The 17,817-nt window shown below is 68.6% G+C and carries 14 protein-coding genes; 10 read left to right on the top strand and 4 right to left on the bottom strand.

Features of this window, described 5'->3' with window-relative positions:
• Positions 1-174 precede the first annotated feature (174 nt).
• From dusB to purH, 3 genes are read left to right on the top strand one after another with little or no spacing between them, the layout of a single operon-like run.
• A complete protein-coding gene (gene dusB / locus G369_RS0122410) occupies positions 175-1,239 on the top strand; it encodes a tRNA dihydrouridine synthase DusB (RefSeq protein ID WP_019656281.1) in 1,065 nt (354 codons plus the stop codon).
• 19 nt (positions 1,240-1,258) lie between these two features.
• Entirely contained in the window at positions 1,259-1,495 is a 237-nt protein-coding gene (locus tag G369_RS0122405; protein ID WP_007838304.1) for a Fis family transcriptional regulator, read from the top strand.
• Between the two features lie 20 nt (positions 1,496-1,515).
• Positions 1,516-3,123 carry a bifunctional phosphoribosylaminoimidazolecarboxamide formyltransferase/IMP cyclohydrolase gene (gene purH, locus G369_RS0122400; protein WP_019656280.1) on the top strand — a complete coding sequence of 536 codons (1,608 nt, stop codon included), beginning with the start codon at positions 1,516-1,518 and terminating at the stop codon, positions 3,121-3,123.
• Positions 3,124-3,173: 50 nt separating this feature from the next.
• On the opposite strand, the gene G369_RS36160 is transcribed toward purH, so the two are convergent.
• Positions 3,174-3,896, bottom strand: coding sequence for a TetR/AcrR family transcriptional regulator (locus G369_RS36160; protein ID WP_019656279.1), 723 nt, complete (start codon positions 3,894-3,896; stop codon positions 3,174-3,176).
• Between the two features lie 132 nt (positions 3,897-4,028).
• On the opposite strand from G369_RS36160, the gene G369_RS0122390 reads away from it, so the two are divergent.
• The gene (locus tag G369_RS0122390) at positions 4,029-4,472 is read left to right on the top strand and encodes a hypothetical protein (protein WP_026346545.1); all 444 of its coding nucleotides are present in this window, start codon (positions 4,029-4,031) and stop codon (positions 4,470-4,472) included.
• A gap of 17 nt (positions 4,473-4,489) precedes the next feature.
• Here the strand turns inward: G369_RS0122390 and G369_RS0122385 are convergent, their stop codons facing one another.
• From G369_RS0122385 to thiD, 3 genes are all read right to left on the bottom strand, one after another.
• Entirely contained in the window at positions 4,490-4,975 is a 486-nt protein-coding gene (locus G369_RS0122385; protein ID WP_019656277.1) for a hypothetical protein, read from the bottom strand.
• Positions 4,976-4,980: 5 nt separating this feature from the next.
• A complete protein-coding gene (gene hemL / locus G369_RS0122380; RefSeq protein ID WP_019656276.1) occupies positions 4,981-6,267 on the bottom strand; it encodes a glutamate-1-semialdehyde 2,1-aminomutase in 1,287 nt (428 codons plus the stop codon).
• Between the two features lie 100 nt (positions 6,268-6,367).
• On the bottom strand, positions 6,368-7,333 hold the full coding sequence (gene thiD, locus G369_RS0122375; RefSeq protein WP_019656275.1) for a bifunctional hydroxymethylpyrimidine kinase/phosphomethylpyrimidine kinase: 966 nt from the start codon (positions 7,331-7,333) through the stop codon (positions 6,368-6,370).
• 111 nt (positions 7,334-7,444) lie between these two features.
• On the opposite strand from thiD, the gene G369_RS37735 reads away from it, so the two are divergent.
• The 6 genes from G369_RS37735 to G369_RS0122345 all read left to right on the top strand — a co-directional run bounded on the left by G369_RS37735 (position 7,445) and on the right by G369_RS0122345 (position 17,795).
• Entirely contained in the window at positions 7,445-7,615 is a 171-nt protein-coding gene (locus G369_RS37735; RefSeq protein WP_007838397.1) for a rubredoxin, read from the top strand.
• Between the two features lie 84 nt (positions 7,616-7,699).
• Positions 7,700-8,098: a response regulator gene (locus tag G369_RS0122365; protein ID WP_019656274.1), complete on the top strand. Its 399-nt coding sequence runs from the start codon at positions 7,700-7,702 to the stop codon at positions 8,096-8,098.
• The gene (locus G369_RS0122360; protein WP_019656273.1) at positions 8,098-8,463 is read left to right on the top strand and encodes a response regulator transcription factor; all 366 of its coding nucleotides are present in this window, start codon (positions 8,098-8,100) and stop codon (positions 8,461-8,463) included. The genes G369_RS0122365 and G369_RS0122360 overlap by 1 nt, the downstream gene beginning before the upstream one ends.
• Positions 8,464-8,482: 19 nt before the next feature.
• The gene (locus G369_RS0122355; protein ID WP_019656272.1) at positions 8,483-9,016 is read left to right on the top strand and encodes a chemotaxis protein CheW; all 534 of its coding nucleotides are present in this window, start codon (positions 8,483-8,485) and stop codon (positions 9,014-9,016) included.
• A 43-nt stretch (positions 9,017-9,059) separates the two neighbouring features.
• Positions 9,060-11,366: a methyl-accepting chemotaxis protein gene (locus G369_RS0122350; RefSeq protein WP_019656271.1), complete on the top strand. Its 2,307-nt coding sequence runs from the start codon at positions 9,060-9,062 to the stop codon at positions 11,364-11,366.
• A 186-nt stretch (positions 11,367-11,552) separates the two neighbouring features.
• Positions 11,553-17,795 (top strand): hybrid sensor histidine kinase/response regulator, encoded by a 6,243-nt coding sequence (locus G369_RS0122345; RefSeq protein ID WP_019656270.1) that lies wholly within the window; start codon positions 11,553-11,555, stop codon positions 17,793-17,795.
• The last annotated feature ends 22 nt before the right edge of the window (positions 17,796-17,817 follow it).

The raw sequence follows: 17,817 nt of genomic DNA, 5'->3' as shown, positions 1-17,817 counted from the left end.
GGGTCGGCGCAGTATAGGCAGCGCAGGCACCGCCGACGCGTGGGAGAAAGCCCCGGCGCGCACCGGTATTTGTACGGGGTACCGAGGCGCAAATCGTTTCAGTCGCTGAAATGCGGCGTGGCTACAATCGTGCCTCATTTTTCAGCAGCCGAACGCGCAGCTCCCCCCTTCCAAATGACCTTGCAGATCGGCAACCACACGCTGGAGAACCGCCTGTTCGTCGCGCCCATGGCCGGCGTGACGGACCGGCCCTTCCGCATGCTGTGCCGTGCGCTCGGCGCGGGGTACGCGGTCAGCGAGATGGTCACCTCGCGCAAGGAGCTCTGGGGTTCGCTCAAGACATCGCGGCGCGCCAACCACGACGGAGAGCCGGGCCCCATTGCGGTGCAGATCGCCGGCACCGACGCGGCCATGATGGCCGAGGCCGCGGTCTACAACATCGAGCGCGGCGCGCAGATCATCGACATCAACATGGGCTGCCCGGCCAAGAAGGTCTGCAACAAGTGGGCCGGCTCGGCGCTGATGCGCGACGAGCCGCTCGCGCTGGAGATCGTGCAGGCCGTGGTCGACGCGGCGCAGCCCTTCGGCGTGCCGGTCACGCTCAAGATGCGCACCGGCTGGAGCATGGAGCACCGCAACGCGGTGAAGCTGGCGCGCGACTTCGAATCGGCCGGCGTGCAGATGCTCACCGTGCACGGACGCACGCGCGAGCAGGGCTACAAGGGCTTCGCCGAGTACGACACCATCGCCGCCGTGAAGGCTGCCGTGCGCGTGCCGGTGGTGGCCAACGGCGACATCAATTCACCCGAGAAGGCGCGCGACGTGCTCGCGGCCACCGGCGCCGACGCCGTGATGGTCGGCCGCGCCGCGCAGGGGCGGCCGTGGATCTTCCGCGAGATCGCGCACTTCCTCGAGACCGGCACCCACCGCGCGCCACCGCTGGTGGCGGAGGTGCGCCGCCTGCTGCTCGACCATCTGGTGGAGCACTATGCGCTCTATGGCGACTACAGCGGTGTGCGCACGGCGCGCAAGCACATTGGCTGGTACGTGCGCACGCTGCCCGACGGCGAGGCGTTCCGCGCACGCATGAACGCCATCGAGGACTGTGCCGAGCAGCTGCGCGCCGTCGGCGACTATTTCGACGGGCTGGCGGATCACATGGACCGCATGCCCGTGCAGCGCCCCGCGGACGACGACGCGCCGGGCGAAGAAGAGGAGACGGCCTGCACCGTCCATTGAGAGAGGAAAAGAAGAAGCAATGAGCAAGAAACACATCGAGGACTGCGTGCGCACCAGTCTGGACAGCTACTTCCGCGACCTGCGCGGCACCGAACCCGACGGCATGTACGAAATGCTCGTGCGCGTGGTGGAGAAACCCCTGCTCGATGTCGTGATGACGCGCGCCGAGGGCAATCAATCGAAGGCCGCGCAATGGCTGGGCCTGAACCGCAACACGCTTCGCAAGAAGCTGGTCGAACACAAACTCCTGAAATAAATAACTCCCCGGCATATCCAATGGCCCAGACCGCACTCATCTCCGTTTCCGACAAGACCGGCATCCTCGAATTCGCCCAGGCGCTGCACGCGCTGGGCATCAAGCTGCTGTCCACAGGCGGCACCGCCAAGCTGCTCGCCGATGCGGGCCTGCCCGTCACCGAGGTGGCCGACCACACCGGCTTTCCCGAAATGCTCGACGGCCGCGTGAAGACGCTGCATCCGAAGATCCACGGCGGCCTGCTCGCGCGCCGCGATCTGCCCGCGCACGTGGCTGCCATCCAGCAGCACGGCATCGACACCATCGACCTGCTGGTGGTCAACCTTTACCCGTTCGAGGCCACGGTGGCCAAGCCCGGCTGCACGCTGGAAGACGCGATCGAGAACATCGACATCGGCGGTCCGGCCATGGTGCGCAGCGCAGCCAAGAACTGGAAGGACGTGGGCGTGCTCACCGACTCCTCTCAGTACGCCGTGGCGCTGGCCGAACTCAAGGCCGACGGCAAGCTCAGCGACAAGACCAAGTTCGCGTTCTCGGTGGCCGCGTTCAACCGCATCGCCGACTACGACGGCGCGATCAGCGACTACCTCTCGGCCATCGACTTCGACGCCAGCATCGGCCAGCCCGCGCCCAAGCGCTCGCTCTTCCCGGCGCAGAGCAACGGCCGCTTCGTGAAGGTGCAGGACCTGCGCTACGGCGAGAACCCGCACCAGCAGGCCGCCTTCTACCGCGACCTGCATCCCGCGCCCGGCTCGCTCGTTTCGGCCAAGCAGCTGCAGGGCAAGGAGCTGAGCTACAACAACATCGCCGACGCCGATGCGGCGTGGGAGTGCGTGAAGAGCTTCGACGTGCCCGCCTGCGTGATCGTGAAGCACGCCAACCCCTGTGGCGTGGCCATCGGCAAGGACGCGGCCGAGGCTTACTCCAAGGCCTTCAAGACCGATCCGACCTCGGCCTTCGGCGGCATCATTGCCTTCAACCGTCCGGTGGACGGCCCGACCGCGCAGGAGATCGCCAAGCAGTTCGTCGAGGTGCTGATGGCGCCGGGCTACACGCCCGAGGCGCTCGAGGTGTTCCAGGCCACCAAGGCAAAGCTCAACGTGCGCGTGCTCGAGATCGCGCTGCCCAAGGGCGGCGCCACCGACTGGGACAACGGCCGCAACGCCATGGACGTCAAGCGCGTCGGCTCGGGCCTGCTGATCCAGACGGCCGACAACCACGAGCTCGCCGCCACCGACCTCAAGGTGGTCAGCAAGAAGCAGCCCACGCCGCAGCAACTGCAAGACCTGCTGTTCGCATGGAAGGTCGCCAAGTACGTGAAGAGCAACGCGATCGTGTTCTGCGCCAACGGCATGACCATGGGCGTGGGTGCAGGCCAGATGAGCCGCCTCGATTCGGCGCGCATCGCCAGCATCAAGGCCGAGCACGCGGGCCTGTCGCTGAAGGACACGGCCGTGGCCAGCGACGCCTTCTTCCCGTTCCGCGACGGCCTCGACGTGGTGGTGGACGCGGGCGCGAGCTGCGTGATCCAGCCGGGCGGCTCGATGCGCGACCAGGAGGTCATCGACGCTGCCGACGAGCGCGGCGTGGTGATGGTGCTGTCGGGCGTGCGGCACTTCCGCCACTGATTCGCCACTGATCGACCTGCGCCCGTTCCAGGGCGCGGCCGGGCCGTCCGCTAGCTCTTCCCTGGCGTGCGCGACTCGGCCTTTTTCTTTTGGGGCGATGCTGCCGCTTCGGCGCTGGACTCCGCCGCGCCCGCGAGCAGCGACATGAAGAAATCCAGCGTGCCCGCCATCGTCTTGGCGGTCGACTGGCGCGAAAGGCTCCATTCCGGAAAGTGTCCGTCCACGGCCATGCGCGCCAAGCCGTAGACCAGCGCGCGCGCGGCGATCTGCGCGTGCGCGGCGTCGGCGGCATTCGTCGTGCTGCCGCTTTGCGCGAATGCCTCGTCGAAGAGCTTGCGCATCTGCGTGCGGATCTTTTCGTTGTCGCTGCGCAGCGTCGGCGAATCGTCGTAGTCGATCAGCGAGCGTTCGCTGATGACGCGAAAGTGCGTCGGGTTCGCGCGCGCCCATTCGATGTAGGCATGGCCGATGGCGCCGAAGCGCGCCAGCGGCGGCGCTTCGGACGCGGCCGCCACGGCTTCCTCCACGTGCATGCGCAGCCGCTGTGTCGCCTGCTCGGCCACGGCCGTCAGCAGCGCGGTCTTGGTCGCGAAATGACGGAACGGCGCGCCCGGCGACACGCCCGCGCGCTTGGCCGCTTCGCGCACGCTGAGCTTGTCGAGGCCGTCGCGCTCGATCAGCTCGACGGCCGCCTCGATCAGCGCCTCGCGCAGGTTGCCGTGGTGATAGGCGCGGGGTTCGGGAGCGGGCGGAGAGGGGGGGCGAGTGGCCATGGGGATGGAGCTTGCTGCATTCAATGTAAGCGCTGCTTATTTTGCGCTAGACTGCGCCCTGCCGCGATGTATGCATTGATTACATGCGCGGTATCCGAACCATTTCCATCCATCGTTCCAACTGGAGCTCTCATGCATATCCGTCTTGCTTTTCTGTTCGCCGCGGCCCTTTGGGCAGGCGCGGCATCGGCCCAGGAGTCCGCACCGACATTGCAGATCGTCTGGCCGCCCGAAGGGGCTGTCGTGCAACTGGGCAGCGATGCCGAGCGCTCCATCGGCGTGGTCGTGCAGAGCAACTACAGGCTGCTCGCCGCCGGCCAATGCGGCGGCGACAAGCGCTGTGGCCACATCCACATGAAGATCGATCCCGAAGGCGACAGCTGCAACCTGCCGGGCCGTCCCTACAACAGCATGAACAGCGACTTCGGCGGAGAGCTGATCAAGGCGCGCTTCGGTCCATGCCCGTCGCCGACGGGAGAGCACGTGATCGGCATCCTGCTGGCCGACGACCAGCACAAGCCTGTCCTGGTGGACGGCAAGCCGGTGACCAGGCTCGTGAAAGTCACGACCCGATAGACAAGCCGAAGGCCGGCTTACTCGTGCGTGCCGAAGCGGTACTTCAGCTGGAAGGTGACCGCGCCGTACAGCCGGTTCTTGATCGTCGGTACGTAGGCGATGTTGAGGCCCCAGTTCTTGCCCTCGATGGCGGCCACCGGAAGGATGGCGGGGAACCAGTTGCCGTTGCGGTAGTTGGGGTAGCCGTCGAAGCCGCCGACCACGGCGCCGAACTTCACGCCGTAGAACTCGAAGGGCAGCGCATACAGCCCCACGTAGTTCGACTGCCGGCGGTCGCTGTTGCGGAAGGTGCCCGCGGTGACGCGGAAGGTATCGTTCAGCGGGTACTCGAAGCCCAGGCCCTGGTTGACGTTCTCCAGGCCCTTGCCGCTGTCGAAATGCGCCGAGTAGAAGCCGGGGTTGATCCAGATGTTCTTCGGATCGAAGGACGAGTCCTGCGCCGCTGCGAAGCCGGGAATGAGAAGAGCGATGCTCAGGGCCGGCAGCGTGCGCAGGGAGTTCATGGTGGCTAGGGTGTGCTGAAGATTTGTCGTGCGGCTTCGATGGTGGCGGCGATGTCCTCGTCGCTGTGTGCCGCGCTCACGAAGCCTGCTTCGTAAAGCGCGGGCGCAATATACACGCCGCGATCCAGCAGACCATGAAACAACGCATTGAACTTGGCGTTGTCGGTTGTCATCACGGTGGCATAGTTCTGCGGCAGGTCCTTCATCAGGAAGAAGCCGAACATGCCGCCTTCGCTGTCGGCGCTGAAGGGCTGGCCTTCGGCCGCCGCGGCAGCCTTGAGCCCGTCGACGAGCGAGCGCGTCTTCTTGCCGAGCGCTTCGTAGAAACCGGGCTTCGCGATCTCCTTCAGCGTGGCGAGGCCGCATGCCGTGGCCACCGGATTGCCCGACAGCGTGCCCGCCTGGTAGACCGGCCCCAGCGGCGCGAGCTGCTCCATGATCGCGCGCGGGCCGCCGAAGGCCGCGAGAGGCATGCCGCCGCCGATGACCTTGCCAAGCACCGTGAGGTCGGGCTTGATGCCCAGCACGCCCTGCGCGCCGTGCAGGCCCACGCGGAAGCCCGTCATCACCTCGTCGAAGACCAGCAGGGCGCCGTGCTGCGTGCAGAGCTCGCGGCAGCGGCGGGCGAACTCGGGCGTGGCGCGCACGAAGTTCATGTTGCCGGCGATCGCCTCGATCATCAGGCAGGCGATGTCCTTGCCGTGCAGCGCGAAGGCTTCTTCCAGTTGCTGCAGGTTGTTGTATTCGAGCACGATGGTGTGCTGCACCACCTCGGGCGGCACGCCGGCGGAGGTGGGATTGCCGAAGGTGGCGAGGCCGGAGCCGGCCTTCACGAGCAGCGCGTCGGCATGGCCGTGGTAGCAGCCCTCGAACTTGACGATGCTCTTGCGGCCGGTGGCGCCGCGCGCCAGACGCAGGGCGCTCATGGCCGCCTCGGTGCCCGAGCTCACGAGCCGCACCATTTCCATCGAAGGCACCAGCGCGAGGATGGCCTCTGCCAGCTCGACCTCGCGCTCGGTCGGCGCGCCGTACGAGAAGCCTTCGAGCACGGCCTTCTGCACCGCCTCGACCACGGCGGGGTGGCCGTGTCCCAGGATCATCGGGCCCCAGGAGCCGATGTAGTCGATGTAGCGCTTGTCGTTGGCGTCCCAGAAATAGGCGCCCTGGGCGCGCTGCACGAAGCGGGGCGTGCCGCCCACGGCCTTGAAGGCACGCACGGGCGAGTTCACGCCGCCGGGAATCACGGCGCGGGCGCGCTCGAAAAGAATGTCGTTGCGGTCGGTACTTGGCATCGGGACTCAGCAGAGGTTTTCAGTGGGAGCGGCCGGCGTGCCCCCGGCAGGGGCCGGCGAAGCGGCTCGAAGTGCGCGCGGCCTGGGGACGAGCAGCATTTCAGTGGCGGGTGTCGTGTGGGGGAAGGGCGAAGTCGGGCGGGGCGTCCGGGTCCTCGTCGCCTTCCTCCTCGGGTTCGGGCTCGGCCCAGAAGAGGCGGTCGGGCAGCACGTGGCCCATGCCCGGGCGGAAGCCCGCGTCGAGGCAGCGGTCCATGTAGGCCAGGGCCTCGGTGGTTGCGGCGACCAGGTCGGCGCCGCTGGCGAGCAGGGCGGCCAGCGCGGCGGAGAGGGTGTCGCCCGCACCGGCGAAGACGGCCTCGAGCCGCTCGTACTTCTCGCTGGCGAGCACCGACTGCGGCGAGGCCAGCACGTTGTCGATGAACTGGTCGGGCAGCACCAGGCCGGTCACCAGCGTGTAGGGCACGCCGAACTCGCCGGCGGCCTTGGCGATGTCGCGCGCGCCGGGCGGCCGATCGCCGTTCCAGTCCGGAAGCAGCCAGCGCCACAGCGTGCTGTGGTTTCCTACCAACACCGTCGTCTGGGGCAGGACGAGCTCGCGGAAAGCGTCGAGATAGGGCTCGATCAGGTTCTCGTCCCACCACGACAGGTTGGGCATGTAGGCCACCACGGGCACCTCCGGATAGTCGGCGGCGGTTTCCGCGATGGTGCTGAGCGCCTCGGTGGTTCCGGCGAAGCCGACCTTGATCAGCTGGACCTCCACGTCCTCCAGGATCGAGCGCGCCTGCTCGGCGATGGCCTCCTCGTCGAAGGGGAAGTGATCGAAAATCTCGGCCGTGTCGCGTGCGTAGGCGCCCGTGACGACCGGCAGGATGTGTGCGCCTACCGACCCCATGGCCAGGGCGTCCGCGCCAAGGCCGCCCGCGCCGCTGGGGTCGCTGGCGTTGAACACCAGCACGCAGGGCGGATTCAGGTCGTGCTCGGCCTGCTGTCCGGCATCCTGCGAGGGGTCGTTAAGATCGCCCGGTTTACGGGCGTTGTCTGCTGGAAGTAAGTAGATGGTCATACGCCGTGCGGAATCCCCTGGATGGTGGCATAGGCGCGACGTTTACAGTCTGCCAGGGAGATACGCATAGATACACTCGTTGCATTTAATGAACAAGGACTTTAAGCTCCGATGAATACGAAAACTTGGATGTGCCTGATTTGTGGGTGGATCTATGACGAAGCGGTTGGTGTACCGGAAGACGGCATCGCGGCAGGCACGGCCTGGGCCGACGTTCCGATGAACTGGACCTGTCCTGAGTGCGGTGCGCGCAAGGAAGACTTCGAAATGGTTGAAATCTGAAAGCATGGCATAGATAGAGCTACGCGGTCTGCGTCGGTGTTCGGCGCGGCGGGCTTCCAAGTCTCATGAGCAGGAGCGTTTGCAATGGGCCCGAATGGATCTGGTTACAAGGTGCTGGTCATCGACGACAGCAACACCATCCGGCGCAGTGCCGAGATTTTTCTGAAGCAGGGTGGGCATGAAGTTCTTCTCGCCGAGGACGGCTTTGACGCACTCTCCAAGGTCAACGACCACAAGCCGCACCTGATTTTCTGCGACATCCTGATGCCGCGTCTCGACGGCTACCAGACCTGCGCCATCATCAAGCGCAACGCCCACTTTTCCAACGTCCCGGTCGTCATGCTGTCTTCGAAAGACGGTGTATTCGACAAGGCACGCGGCCGCATGGTCGGTTCCCAGGACTACCTGACCAAGCCTTTCACCAAAGACCAGCTGCTGCAGGCCGTGCAGCAGTTTGGCACCGTTCAACAGGAAGCGCAGTAATGCCCATTCGAAAAATCCTCGTCGTCGACGACTCCAAGACGGAACTGGTGTTCCTGTCCGACCTCCTCCAGAAGAACGGCTTCGCCGTCAAGACGGCCGAGAACGCCGACGACGCCATGCGCCGCCTCGAGGAGGAGCACCCCGATCTGATCCTCATGGACGTGGTCATGCCCGGCCAGAACGGTTTCCAGCTCACGCGCGCCATTGCCCGCGACCCGAAGTACTCGGCGATCCCGATCATCCTGTGCACCAGCAAGAACCAGGAGACCGACCGCGTCTGGGGCATGCGCCAAGGCGCGCGCGACTACATCGTGAAGCCGGTCAACGCCGCCGACCTGATGTCCAAGATCAGCGCCCTGAACTGAGCGAAAGCCTGCCGAGTCCATGGCGAATCGCGATGCTCTGAGAGCCTTCCAGTCCCGGCTGGCGAGCCGCCTGCAGGCCGCTCGCACGACGGGCGTGGCCGCCACCTGGCTGGCGGTCGAGGCCGGCGAGGGCAAATACCTCTTTCCGCTGGGACACGCCGGCGAGATCTTTCCCTGGACGCCGCCGCAGCCCGTGCCCTACACGGAGCCGTGGTTTCTGGGCGTTGCCAACCTGCGCGGCGGCCTCTACGGCGTCGTGCAGCTTTCGGCATTCGCCACCGGCGTTCCTGCCGCGCTGGCCGCCACCGAGGCGGCGCGCATCCAGTCGCGGCTCGTTGCTTTCAACGAGCTGCTCGAAGTCAACTGCGCATTGCTGGTCGATCGACTGGCGGGGTTGCGGGGGGCGGAGGCCTTCACGGCGTCCGAACCTCCCGGCGCAGACGCACCCGCATGGCACGGACATCTGTTCACCGATGCGGCAGGGGAGCGCTGGCAGGAAGTCAACCTGCAGGCGCTTTCGCAGCAACCCCAGTTTTTGAGCATTGGTGCGTAGCGTCTACGCACGCCGTACCGGAAAACCACCTGAAGGACCGACCGTGAGCTCGATCGCCGACAAGTTCAAGAAATTACTGCCCGTGACCAACGGCAACGACAAGGCCCGCGTCGATGGCTCCGGTTCGATATCGATCGACGATGTCGACACGGTCCAGGTTCCGGACGAGAAGACCGTGCGCATCGACCGCAAGGCCGGCGCGCCCGACACCAGCTTCGGCGACGTCGACCTGCCCGGCGGCGGCGACGCCGCCAACGAACCCGGCGCCGCGGCTGCTGAGATCGCGCCCGACATCACCGGCGGCCGCGCGGGCTCCAACCCGGCGAAGCAGCAGCGTATCCTGGCCATCATGCTGGCGATCGTGGTGCTGCTGCTGCTGCTGGTCGCAGGCTCCGCAATCCTTCGCGCCGAACGCCTCGCGCAGCAGGTGGCGGCCACCGGCCAGTCGCTGATGCAGTCGCAGCGCCTGGCCAAGTCGATCTCGCAGGCCCTCGTGGGCAGCCCCTCGGCCTTCGTCGAGGTGAAGGACGCCGCCGACGACCTCACGCGCCGCGTGCAGGGCCTGACCAACGGCGACGACTCCCTGCGCCTGGAGCGCGTGGGCAACCAGTACGACGAGGAGATGAACAGGATCAATCCTCTGGTCGCCCGTGCCGACGCCAGCGCCAAGGTCGTGCTGGCCCAGCGCCAGATCCTGACGCAGGTGGGCGCCGCCCTGCGCGACATCAACCAGCAGTCGTCCACGCTGCTCGAGATGACGGAGACCGTCGCCTCGCTGAAGATGCAGCAGAACGCCACGCTGCCCGAGATCTCGGCCGCCGGCCAGCTCGTGATGCTGACGCAGCGCATCGGCAAGTCGACCAACGAGTTCTTCACGGTCGAGGGCGTGAACCCCGACGCCGTGTTCCTGCTGGGCAAGGACCTGAACACCTTCCAGGAAACCACCCGCGGTCTGCTCGACGGCAATGCGCAGCAGCGCTTCCCCGGCTCGAAGGACCCGCAGACGCGCCAGCAGCTCGAAGCCATCCTGAAGACCTACGAACAGATGCGCACGCAGGCATCGGCCATTCTGGGCAACCTGCAGGGCCTGGTGGCCGCGCGCGAAGCGCAGGCCTCGATCCTGACCGACAGCGAGCCGCTGCGTAAGTCGCTGGGCGACCTGCAGGAAAAGCTCTCCGCCCGCACCGGCCTGGGCGCCGGCACCATCGTGCTGCTGTTCGTGCTGTCGCTGGCCGCCCTGGCGCTCGCCGGCGCCATCGGTTTCGTGCAGGTGCGCGAAGGCCGCGAACGCGCCGCGGTCGCCGAACGCGAACGTCTGGCTGCCGAACAGGCTTCCGAAGAAGCCAGCCGCGTGAACAACGCCAACCAGGCCGCCATTCTTCGCCTGATGAACGAACTGCAGACGGTGGCCGAAGGCGACCTGACGCAGGAAGCGACCGTGACCGAGGACATCACCGGCGCCATCGCCGACTCGGTGAACTACACGGTGGAAGAACTGCGGCTGCTGGTGGGCAACGTGCAGAACACGGCGACCCGCGTGGCGCAGACGACGTCGCAGGTGGAAAGCACCTCGACCGAGCTGCTGGCGGCCTCGACCGAACAGCTGCGCGAGATCCGCGAGACCGGCCAGTCGGTGCTGACCATGGCGGAGCGAATCAACGGCGTGTCCACCCAGGCGCAAGAGTCCGCCACCGTGGCGCGCCAGTCGCTGCAGGCTGCTTCCTCGGGCCTGCAGGCCGTGCAGAACGCCATCGGCGGCATGAACTCCATCCGCGACCAGATCCAGGAAACCTCCAAGCGGATCAAGCGCCTGGGCGAATCCTCGCAGGAGATCGGTGAAATCACGGAGCTGATCTCGGACATTACCGAACAGACGAACGTGCTGGCCCTGAACGCAGCCATCCAGGCCGCGTCCGCCGGTGAAGCCGGCCGAGGCTTCTCGGTGGTGGCGGAAGAAGTTCAGCGACTGGCCGAACGCTCCGCGGACGCCACGCGCCAGATCTCGGCGCTGGTGAAGGCGATTCAGACCGACACGCAGGACGCGGTGGGCGCCATGGAGCGTTCCACGCAGGGTGTGGTCGAGGGGGCCAAGCTGTCCGACAACGCGGGTACCGCGCTGTCCGAGATCGACCGCGTGTCGCGCCGGCTCGCCGACCTCATCGAGCAGATCTCGCAGTCCGCATCCCGCGAAGCCGATTCGGCGAACGTGGTGGCCGCGAACATCCAGCACATCTTCGCGGTGACGGAACAGACCGGAGAAGGTACGCGCACCACGGCGCAGCAGGTGCGCGAACTCTCGCAGATGGCCGAGGAACTGCGCCGCTCGGTCGCCCGTTTCAAGATTGCGTGATGAAGCTCTCCCCCAGCCTTCGCGCACTTCGTGCCGCTTCGGCAACCCCCTTCCGGGGGCAACACCTGCGGCCCGGCGAAGCCGGTTCCGCGATGTTCCCTGAAGCGGCAGCGGAGGCCTTGTGCATCCGGGGCGCCTTGCGCCCATTGAAAAACTGACAGTCAAAAGAAACGGCGAGCATCCAACGTGTCGATCCAAACCCCTGCCACGGCCCCTCACGCCGGCAACGCGCCGGTCACCGAAGACCTCGGGCCGCTGGCCTGGGTGCTGGGAGAGATCCAGAAATCCCTTGACGGTGTAGGCAAGTCGTTGCGGCGCTTCGTGCGCGAAGTGGATGCCGCGTCCGAGCCCGAGGCCGGCCCGCTGCAGATGGCCCGCCAGCAGCTGCACCAGGCCGTCGGCGCGCTCCAGATGGTGGGGCACTCCTCGCCCGCGCTGGTGCTCGGCGCCATCGAGTTCGCCGTGCAGGGCTTCATCGCCGAGCCGCAACGCTGCACCGAGGCCGCGGTGCTCAAGATCGAGCGTGCGGGCTTCGCCGTCACCGACTTCCTTGGCGCGCTGCTGGCCGGCAAGCCGGTGTCGTCGGTTGCGCTCTTCCCGCAGTACCGCGACGTGCTGGAGCTGGTGGGCAACGAGCGCGTGCACCCGGCCGACCTGTGGAGCACCGCCTGGCGCTGGGTCGAGATCAAGCCCGCCGTCACGCAGGCCGCCGTCGCCTACGACCCGGCCGTGCGCTCGCGGCTCGACCGCGAGGTGCTGCAGGTCGTCAAGAGCGGCGACACCCAGGCGGCGCGCCGCCTCCATGCGCTGTGCCTGGGGCTCGGCCGCGGTGCGCTGCTGCCGCGCGTCTCCAGCTTCTGGACCCTGGCCGCCGGTTTCTTCGAGGCCCTGGCTGCGGGGCTGATCCAGCCCGATGCCTACGTCAAGCGCGCCGCCTCGCGCGTGCTGCTGCAGTACGCCACGCTCGCGCGCGGCGACAGCCTGGTGTCCGACCGGCTCGGCCAGGACCTGCTCTTCTTCTGCGCGCAGGCCGTGCCCGGCCCCGGCGACGACGCCGCCACGCTGCGCACCGTGCGCACCGCCTGGGGCATCTCGGGCGAGCAGCGCGTCGACTACAACGTCGAGCAGTTCGGCCGCTTCGATCCGCTGGTGCTGCAGCAGGCGCGCAAGCGCATCGAAACCGCCAAGGAAATGTGGTCGGCGCTCTCCGGCGGCGACATCACCCGCACCCGCCAGGTGGCCGATACCTTCGCTCAGCTGGGCGAATCGCTGCAGAAGCTGCATCCGCCGATCCTGCCGATGGTGCAGGCCCTGACCCACGCGGTCGAGGCCTCGGTGCGTTCCGGCCAGGCGCCGGGCACCGAGCTCGCGATGGAAGTCGCCACCTCGGTGCTCTACCTGGAGGCCGCCCTCGAGGACCTGGACCCGAGCGATCCCCAGCTCACCGCCCGCACGCTGCAGTTGGCGGGCCGCATCGAGCGCGTGCGCGCCGGCGGCCATTCGGAGCCGCTCGAGCCGTGGATGGAGGACCTCTACCGCCGCGTGAGCGACCGCCAGACCATGGGCACCGTGGTCGACGAGCTGCGCAGCCACCTGAGCGAGCTCGAGAAGTCGCTCGACCAGTATTTCCGCCGCCCGGCCGAGAAGGGCCTGTTGCGCACCGTGCCCACGCAGCTGCTGCAGATGCGCGGCGTGTTCTCGGTGCTCGGCCTCGAGCAGGCCGCGCACACCGTGCAGCGCATGCGCGAGGACGTCGAGGCGATGCTCGTCAGCACCTCGCCGGCCGAGGAGATGGCCGGCTTCGACGCGCTGGGCAACAACCTCGGCGCGCTGGGCTTCCTGATCGACATGCTGGGCTACCAGCCCGCGCTGGCCAAGCGCCTGTTCGTGTTCGACGCCGACGCCGGCGAACTCAAGCCGCTGATGGGCCGCCAGGGTACCGATGCAACGGCCGGCGACGCCCCGGCCGCAGGCCAGGCGCCCGCCGCCGAGGCCGTGCTCAGCATCGAGGAAGTCGACGCGCAGATCGCCTCCAAGCTCGCGGCGCTCGCCGCGCCCAAGGCCAAGCCTTCGCCCATCGAGGAATTCAGCAAGAAGGCCGACAGCTGGACCCAGAAGATCTCCGGCCCGGCCGAGCTGCCCGACACCGAAGTCACCGAGCTCGAAGAAGACGACCTGCAGAACATCTTCCTCGAGGAGGCCCGTGAGGTCGTGCAGAACGGCCTGGCCGCCATCGAGGAGCTCGCCAGCTACCCCGACGACACCGAGGAACTCACGATCCTGCGGCGTGCCTTCCACACGCTCAAGGGCAGTTCGCGCATGGTCGGCCTCACCGAGTTCGGCGACGCCGCATGGGCGCTCGAACAGGTGCTCAACACCTGGCTGGCCGACCAGCGCGCCGCCACGCCGGCGCTGCTGGAAGGCACCGAACGCACGATGAAGGATTTCGGCCAGTGGGTCGAAGCCATTGCCGCCGGCTCAGCACAGGGCTGGCAGTCCGCCCCGTTCAGCCGTGTGGCCAATGCGCTGATGGCCGGCGAGCCGGTGCCCCCGCCGGTGCGCATGGCCGATGCCGAGGCCCTGGCGGTCGCCGCGCGCCACATCGCCGCCGAAGCGCCGGTGACCGCGCCCTCGCCGCTGGAAACTCCCGCGCCCGTGGTTGCGCCGGCGCCGGTCGCGGCGGAGCTGCCGCCGCTGCGCCTTCCCGACCTGCCCGATCTGCCCGACCTGTCGCTCACGCCGGACGCGCCCGCACCCACGCCTGAGCCCGCACCGGCCGCCGCCTTCGAGCTGCCGCCGCTGCAGCCGCTCGACTGGCAGGAGCCGGTGAAGGCCGGAGCGCCCGAGGCCGACGACGATTTCGCGTCCACCGACTTCCTCGATTTCGAGTCGAAGCAGCAGACCGAAGAACCAGCGCCGCTGGTCTTGCCCAGCGGCGAGATGTTCGACTTCCTCGCGCCGCCCGCCAGGACGCCCGCGACCGTCGAACTCAAGCAGGAGCCCGCCGAGCCGGCGGCCCCCGCGCCGGAACCCGTCGCCGTCACCGTGCCCACCACCGCCGGCCTGCCCGACCTGCAATGGGAGCCCGAGCCGCTGCCCGTGCAGGCCGAAGCCCCCGTCGCGGAGCCGGAACCCGAGCCCGTGCCCGCTGCGGAAGCTGTGGAGGCCGTGGAAGCCCCGCTGCCCGACAAGGCGCCGGCCGCCGTGCCCGAGCCGCTGCTGGCGGTCGAACCCGAACCCGAACCGCAGCCCGAGCCCGCCCCGGTGGCGCAGGCCGAGGAAGTGGTCGTGCCCATCTTCGAGGCGCCCGCCGTTCCCGCCGAGGCGCAGATCCTCGTCGCCGATGTGGTGGAGGCCCCTGTGCCTGAGCCCGTGGTCAGCGTGGAGCCGGCCGAGCCCGTCGAAGCCCCCGCTCCCGTCGTCGCGCAGGAAAGCGCCGAGGACCAGGTCAAGGTCATCGGCCCGCTGCGCATCGGCATCCAGCTCTACAACGTCTACCTCAACGAGGCCGACGAATGGTCGCGCCAGCTCGCCACCGACGTCGGCGAGTGGGCGCTCGAATCGCACGAGCGCCTGCCCGACTCGACCATCGCGCTGGCTCATTCGCTGGCCGGCAGCTCGGCCACGGTCGGCTTCCACAGCCTGTCGGGCATGGCCCGCCTGTTCGAGGCGGCGCTGCAGCACCTGCAGATGCAGGGCAGCGGCACGCGCGAGCAGGGCATGGTTCTGGTGGCCGCTGCCGACGAGCTGCGCCGCCTGCTGCATCAGTTCGCCGTAGGCCTGCTGCGCGACCCGGCCGAAGGCACGCTGCAGGCCCTGCGCGACATCGCCAATTCGCCGATGCCCACCGAAGTGGCCATGCGCGCCGAGGCCCGGCCACTGCATCAGGTGGTCGCCAGCGAGCCCGTCGCCGACGTGGCGCTGGACGACTCCGAGGACGCCATCGACCTGGCCGACGCGGTCGACGTCGACCTGTTCCCGATCTTCGAGGAAGAGGCGGCCGAACTGCTGCCGCAGCTCGGCGAGGCGCTGCGCCAGTGGGCGCATCACCCCGACGACAGCGCGCCGCGCGCCTCGGTGCTGCGCACGCTGCACACGCTCAAGGGCAGCGCCCGCCTGGCCGGCGCCATGCGTCTGGGCGAGCGCGCGCACCGCATGGAGTCCGAGATCGAAGTCCTGGGCTCCCAGGGCGCCGAGCGGGCCGACATCGAGAAGCTGCTGGGCCGCCTCGACGTGCTGCAGGCCACCTTCGACGCGCTGCGCGCGGCCGACGACGCCACGCAGGTCGAACTGGCCCAGATCGTTGCCGCCGCCACCTCGGCCGCGCCCGTCGCCGTCGCGTCGCAGGCGCCCGAGGCCGCCGTGCCGGCCAACGACGAAACCGTGGAGCCCGTGGCGAGCCTGGAAGACCAGCCCGCAGCCACCTCGGCGGAGGCCGCGGCCGATCACGCCGCTGCGCCGCAGGTGGCTGCCGCCGCCAGCCCGCAGCCGCGCCCGGCGCCGGCCGCGCTGGTGGCGCCGCTGCGCCCCGCGAGCGGCCAGGCGGTGCGCATCCGCACCCAGCTGCTCGACCGCCTGGTCGCGCAGACCGGCGAGGTCATCATCACGCGTTCGCGCCTGGAGGCCGAGCTCGGCCAGCTGCGCGGCTCGCTCGCCGACCTGACGGGCAACCTGGACCGCCTTCGCCAGCAGCTGCGCGACATCGAGGTGCAGGCCGAAAGCCAGATGCAGTCGCGCCTCGCGCAGGCCAAGGACTCGCAGCAGAGCTTCGACCCGCTGGAGTTCGACCGCTTCACCCGCGTGCAGGAGCTCACGCGCATGATGGCCGAGTCGGTGAACGACGTGGCCACCGTGCAGCGCACCCTGCAGAAGACCGTGCAGGCGACGGAAGACGACCTCAGCGTGCAGGCGCGCCAGACGCGCGAACTGCAGCGCGGCCTGCTGCGCACGCGAATGGTGGAGTTCGAGGGCATCTCCGACCGCCTCTACCGCGTGGTGCGCCAGGCCTCGAAGGACACCGGCAAGCAGGTGCGCCTGGACATCGTCGGCGGCTCCATCGAAATGGACCGCGGCGTGCTCGACCGGATGACGCCCGCCTTCGAGCACCTGCTGCGCAACTGCGTGGCCCACGGCATCGAGGATGCGGCGGTGCGCGAGAGCGCCGGCAAGGACGCCAGCGGCCTGATCGTCATCGACCTGCATCACGAGGGCAACGACGTGTCGGTGAGCTTCCGCGACGACGGCGCCGGCCTCGACCACAGGCGCATCGCCGAGCGTGCGCGCACGCTCGGCCTGCTGGGCGCCGACCAGGAGCTCACGGCCGAGGAGGCCACCGAGCTGATCTTCAAGCCCGGCTTCTCGACGGCGGGGCAGGTTTCCGAACTCGCCGGCCGCGGCATCGGCATGGACGTGGTGCGCGCGCAGATCGCGGCGCTCGGCGGCCGCATCGAGACGCACAGCACGCCGGGCCAGGGCACCACCTTCAAGCTGGTGCTGCCGCTGACCACCGCCGTGACGCACGTGGTGATGCTGCGCGCGGGCGAGGTGTCCATCGGCGTGCCGTCGAACCTGGTGGAGCTGGTGCAGCGCGTGGGCGCGTCCGACCTCGAGGCCGCCTACCTGCACAACAGCCATCCCTTCGGCAGCGAGCAGGTGCCGTTCTACTGGACCGGTGCGCTGCTGCAGGCCTCCACCCGCAGCGAGCACGGCCCGGCCAAGAACAACACCATCGTGGTCGTGCGAAGCGCGGCGCAGCGCGTGGCGCTGCACGTGGACGAAGTGCTGGGCAACCAGGAAGTCGTGGTGAAGAACCTCGGCCCGCAGCTCGCGCGGCTGCCCGGCCTTGCCGGCATCTCGGTGCTGGCCTCGGGCGCGGTGGCGCTGATCTACAACCCGGTGGCGCTGGCCGCGGTGCACGGCGAACAGGCGCGCGAGCGCCAGGCCGCCGCCGCGATCGCCGCCGCGGCCCCGGCGGATCAGGGCGAGGCCGAGCAGGGCGCGCCGCAGCAGCCCCTGCAGGCGCTGGCGCCGGTGGTGCCGCAGATCCCGCTGGTGCTGGTGGTGGACGATTCCATCACCGTGCGCCGCGTCACGCAGCGCCTGCTGCAGCGCGAAGGCTATCGCGTGTCGCTCGCGGCCGACGGCCTGCAGGCGCTGGAGCGGCTGCAGCAGGAGCGCCCGGCGGTGGTGCTGTCGGACATCGAGATGCCGCGCATGGACGGCTTCGACCTGGCCCGCAACATCCGCGCCGACGCGGCCCTGGCCGAGCTGCCGATCATCATGATCACCTCGCGCATCGCCGAGAAGCACCGCGACTACGCGCGCACGCTGGGCGTGAACCACTACCTCGGCAAGCCGTACTCGGAAGAGGAACTGCTGCGCCTGGTGCGTGCGTACACGAGCGAGCCGGCGCTGGCGGTCGCGGCCTGACGCGACCGGTCTGCCGCTCCAT

It is taken from the genome of Variovorax atrisoli 110B (genome assembly GCF_000382045.1).
Classification (GTDB): domain Bacteria; phylum Pseudomonadota; class Gammaproteobacteria; order Burkholderiales; family Burkholderiaceae_C; genus Variovorax; species Variovorax atrisoli.
Note: the sequence above shows the minus strand (reverse complement) of the source record. Positions and strands in the feature narration are given on the sequence as shown.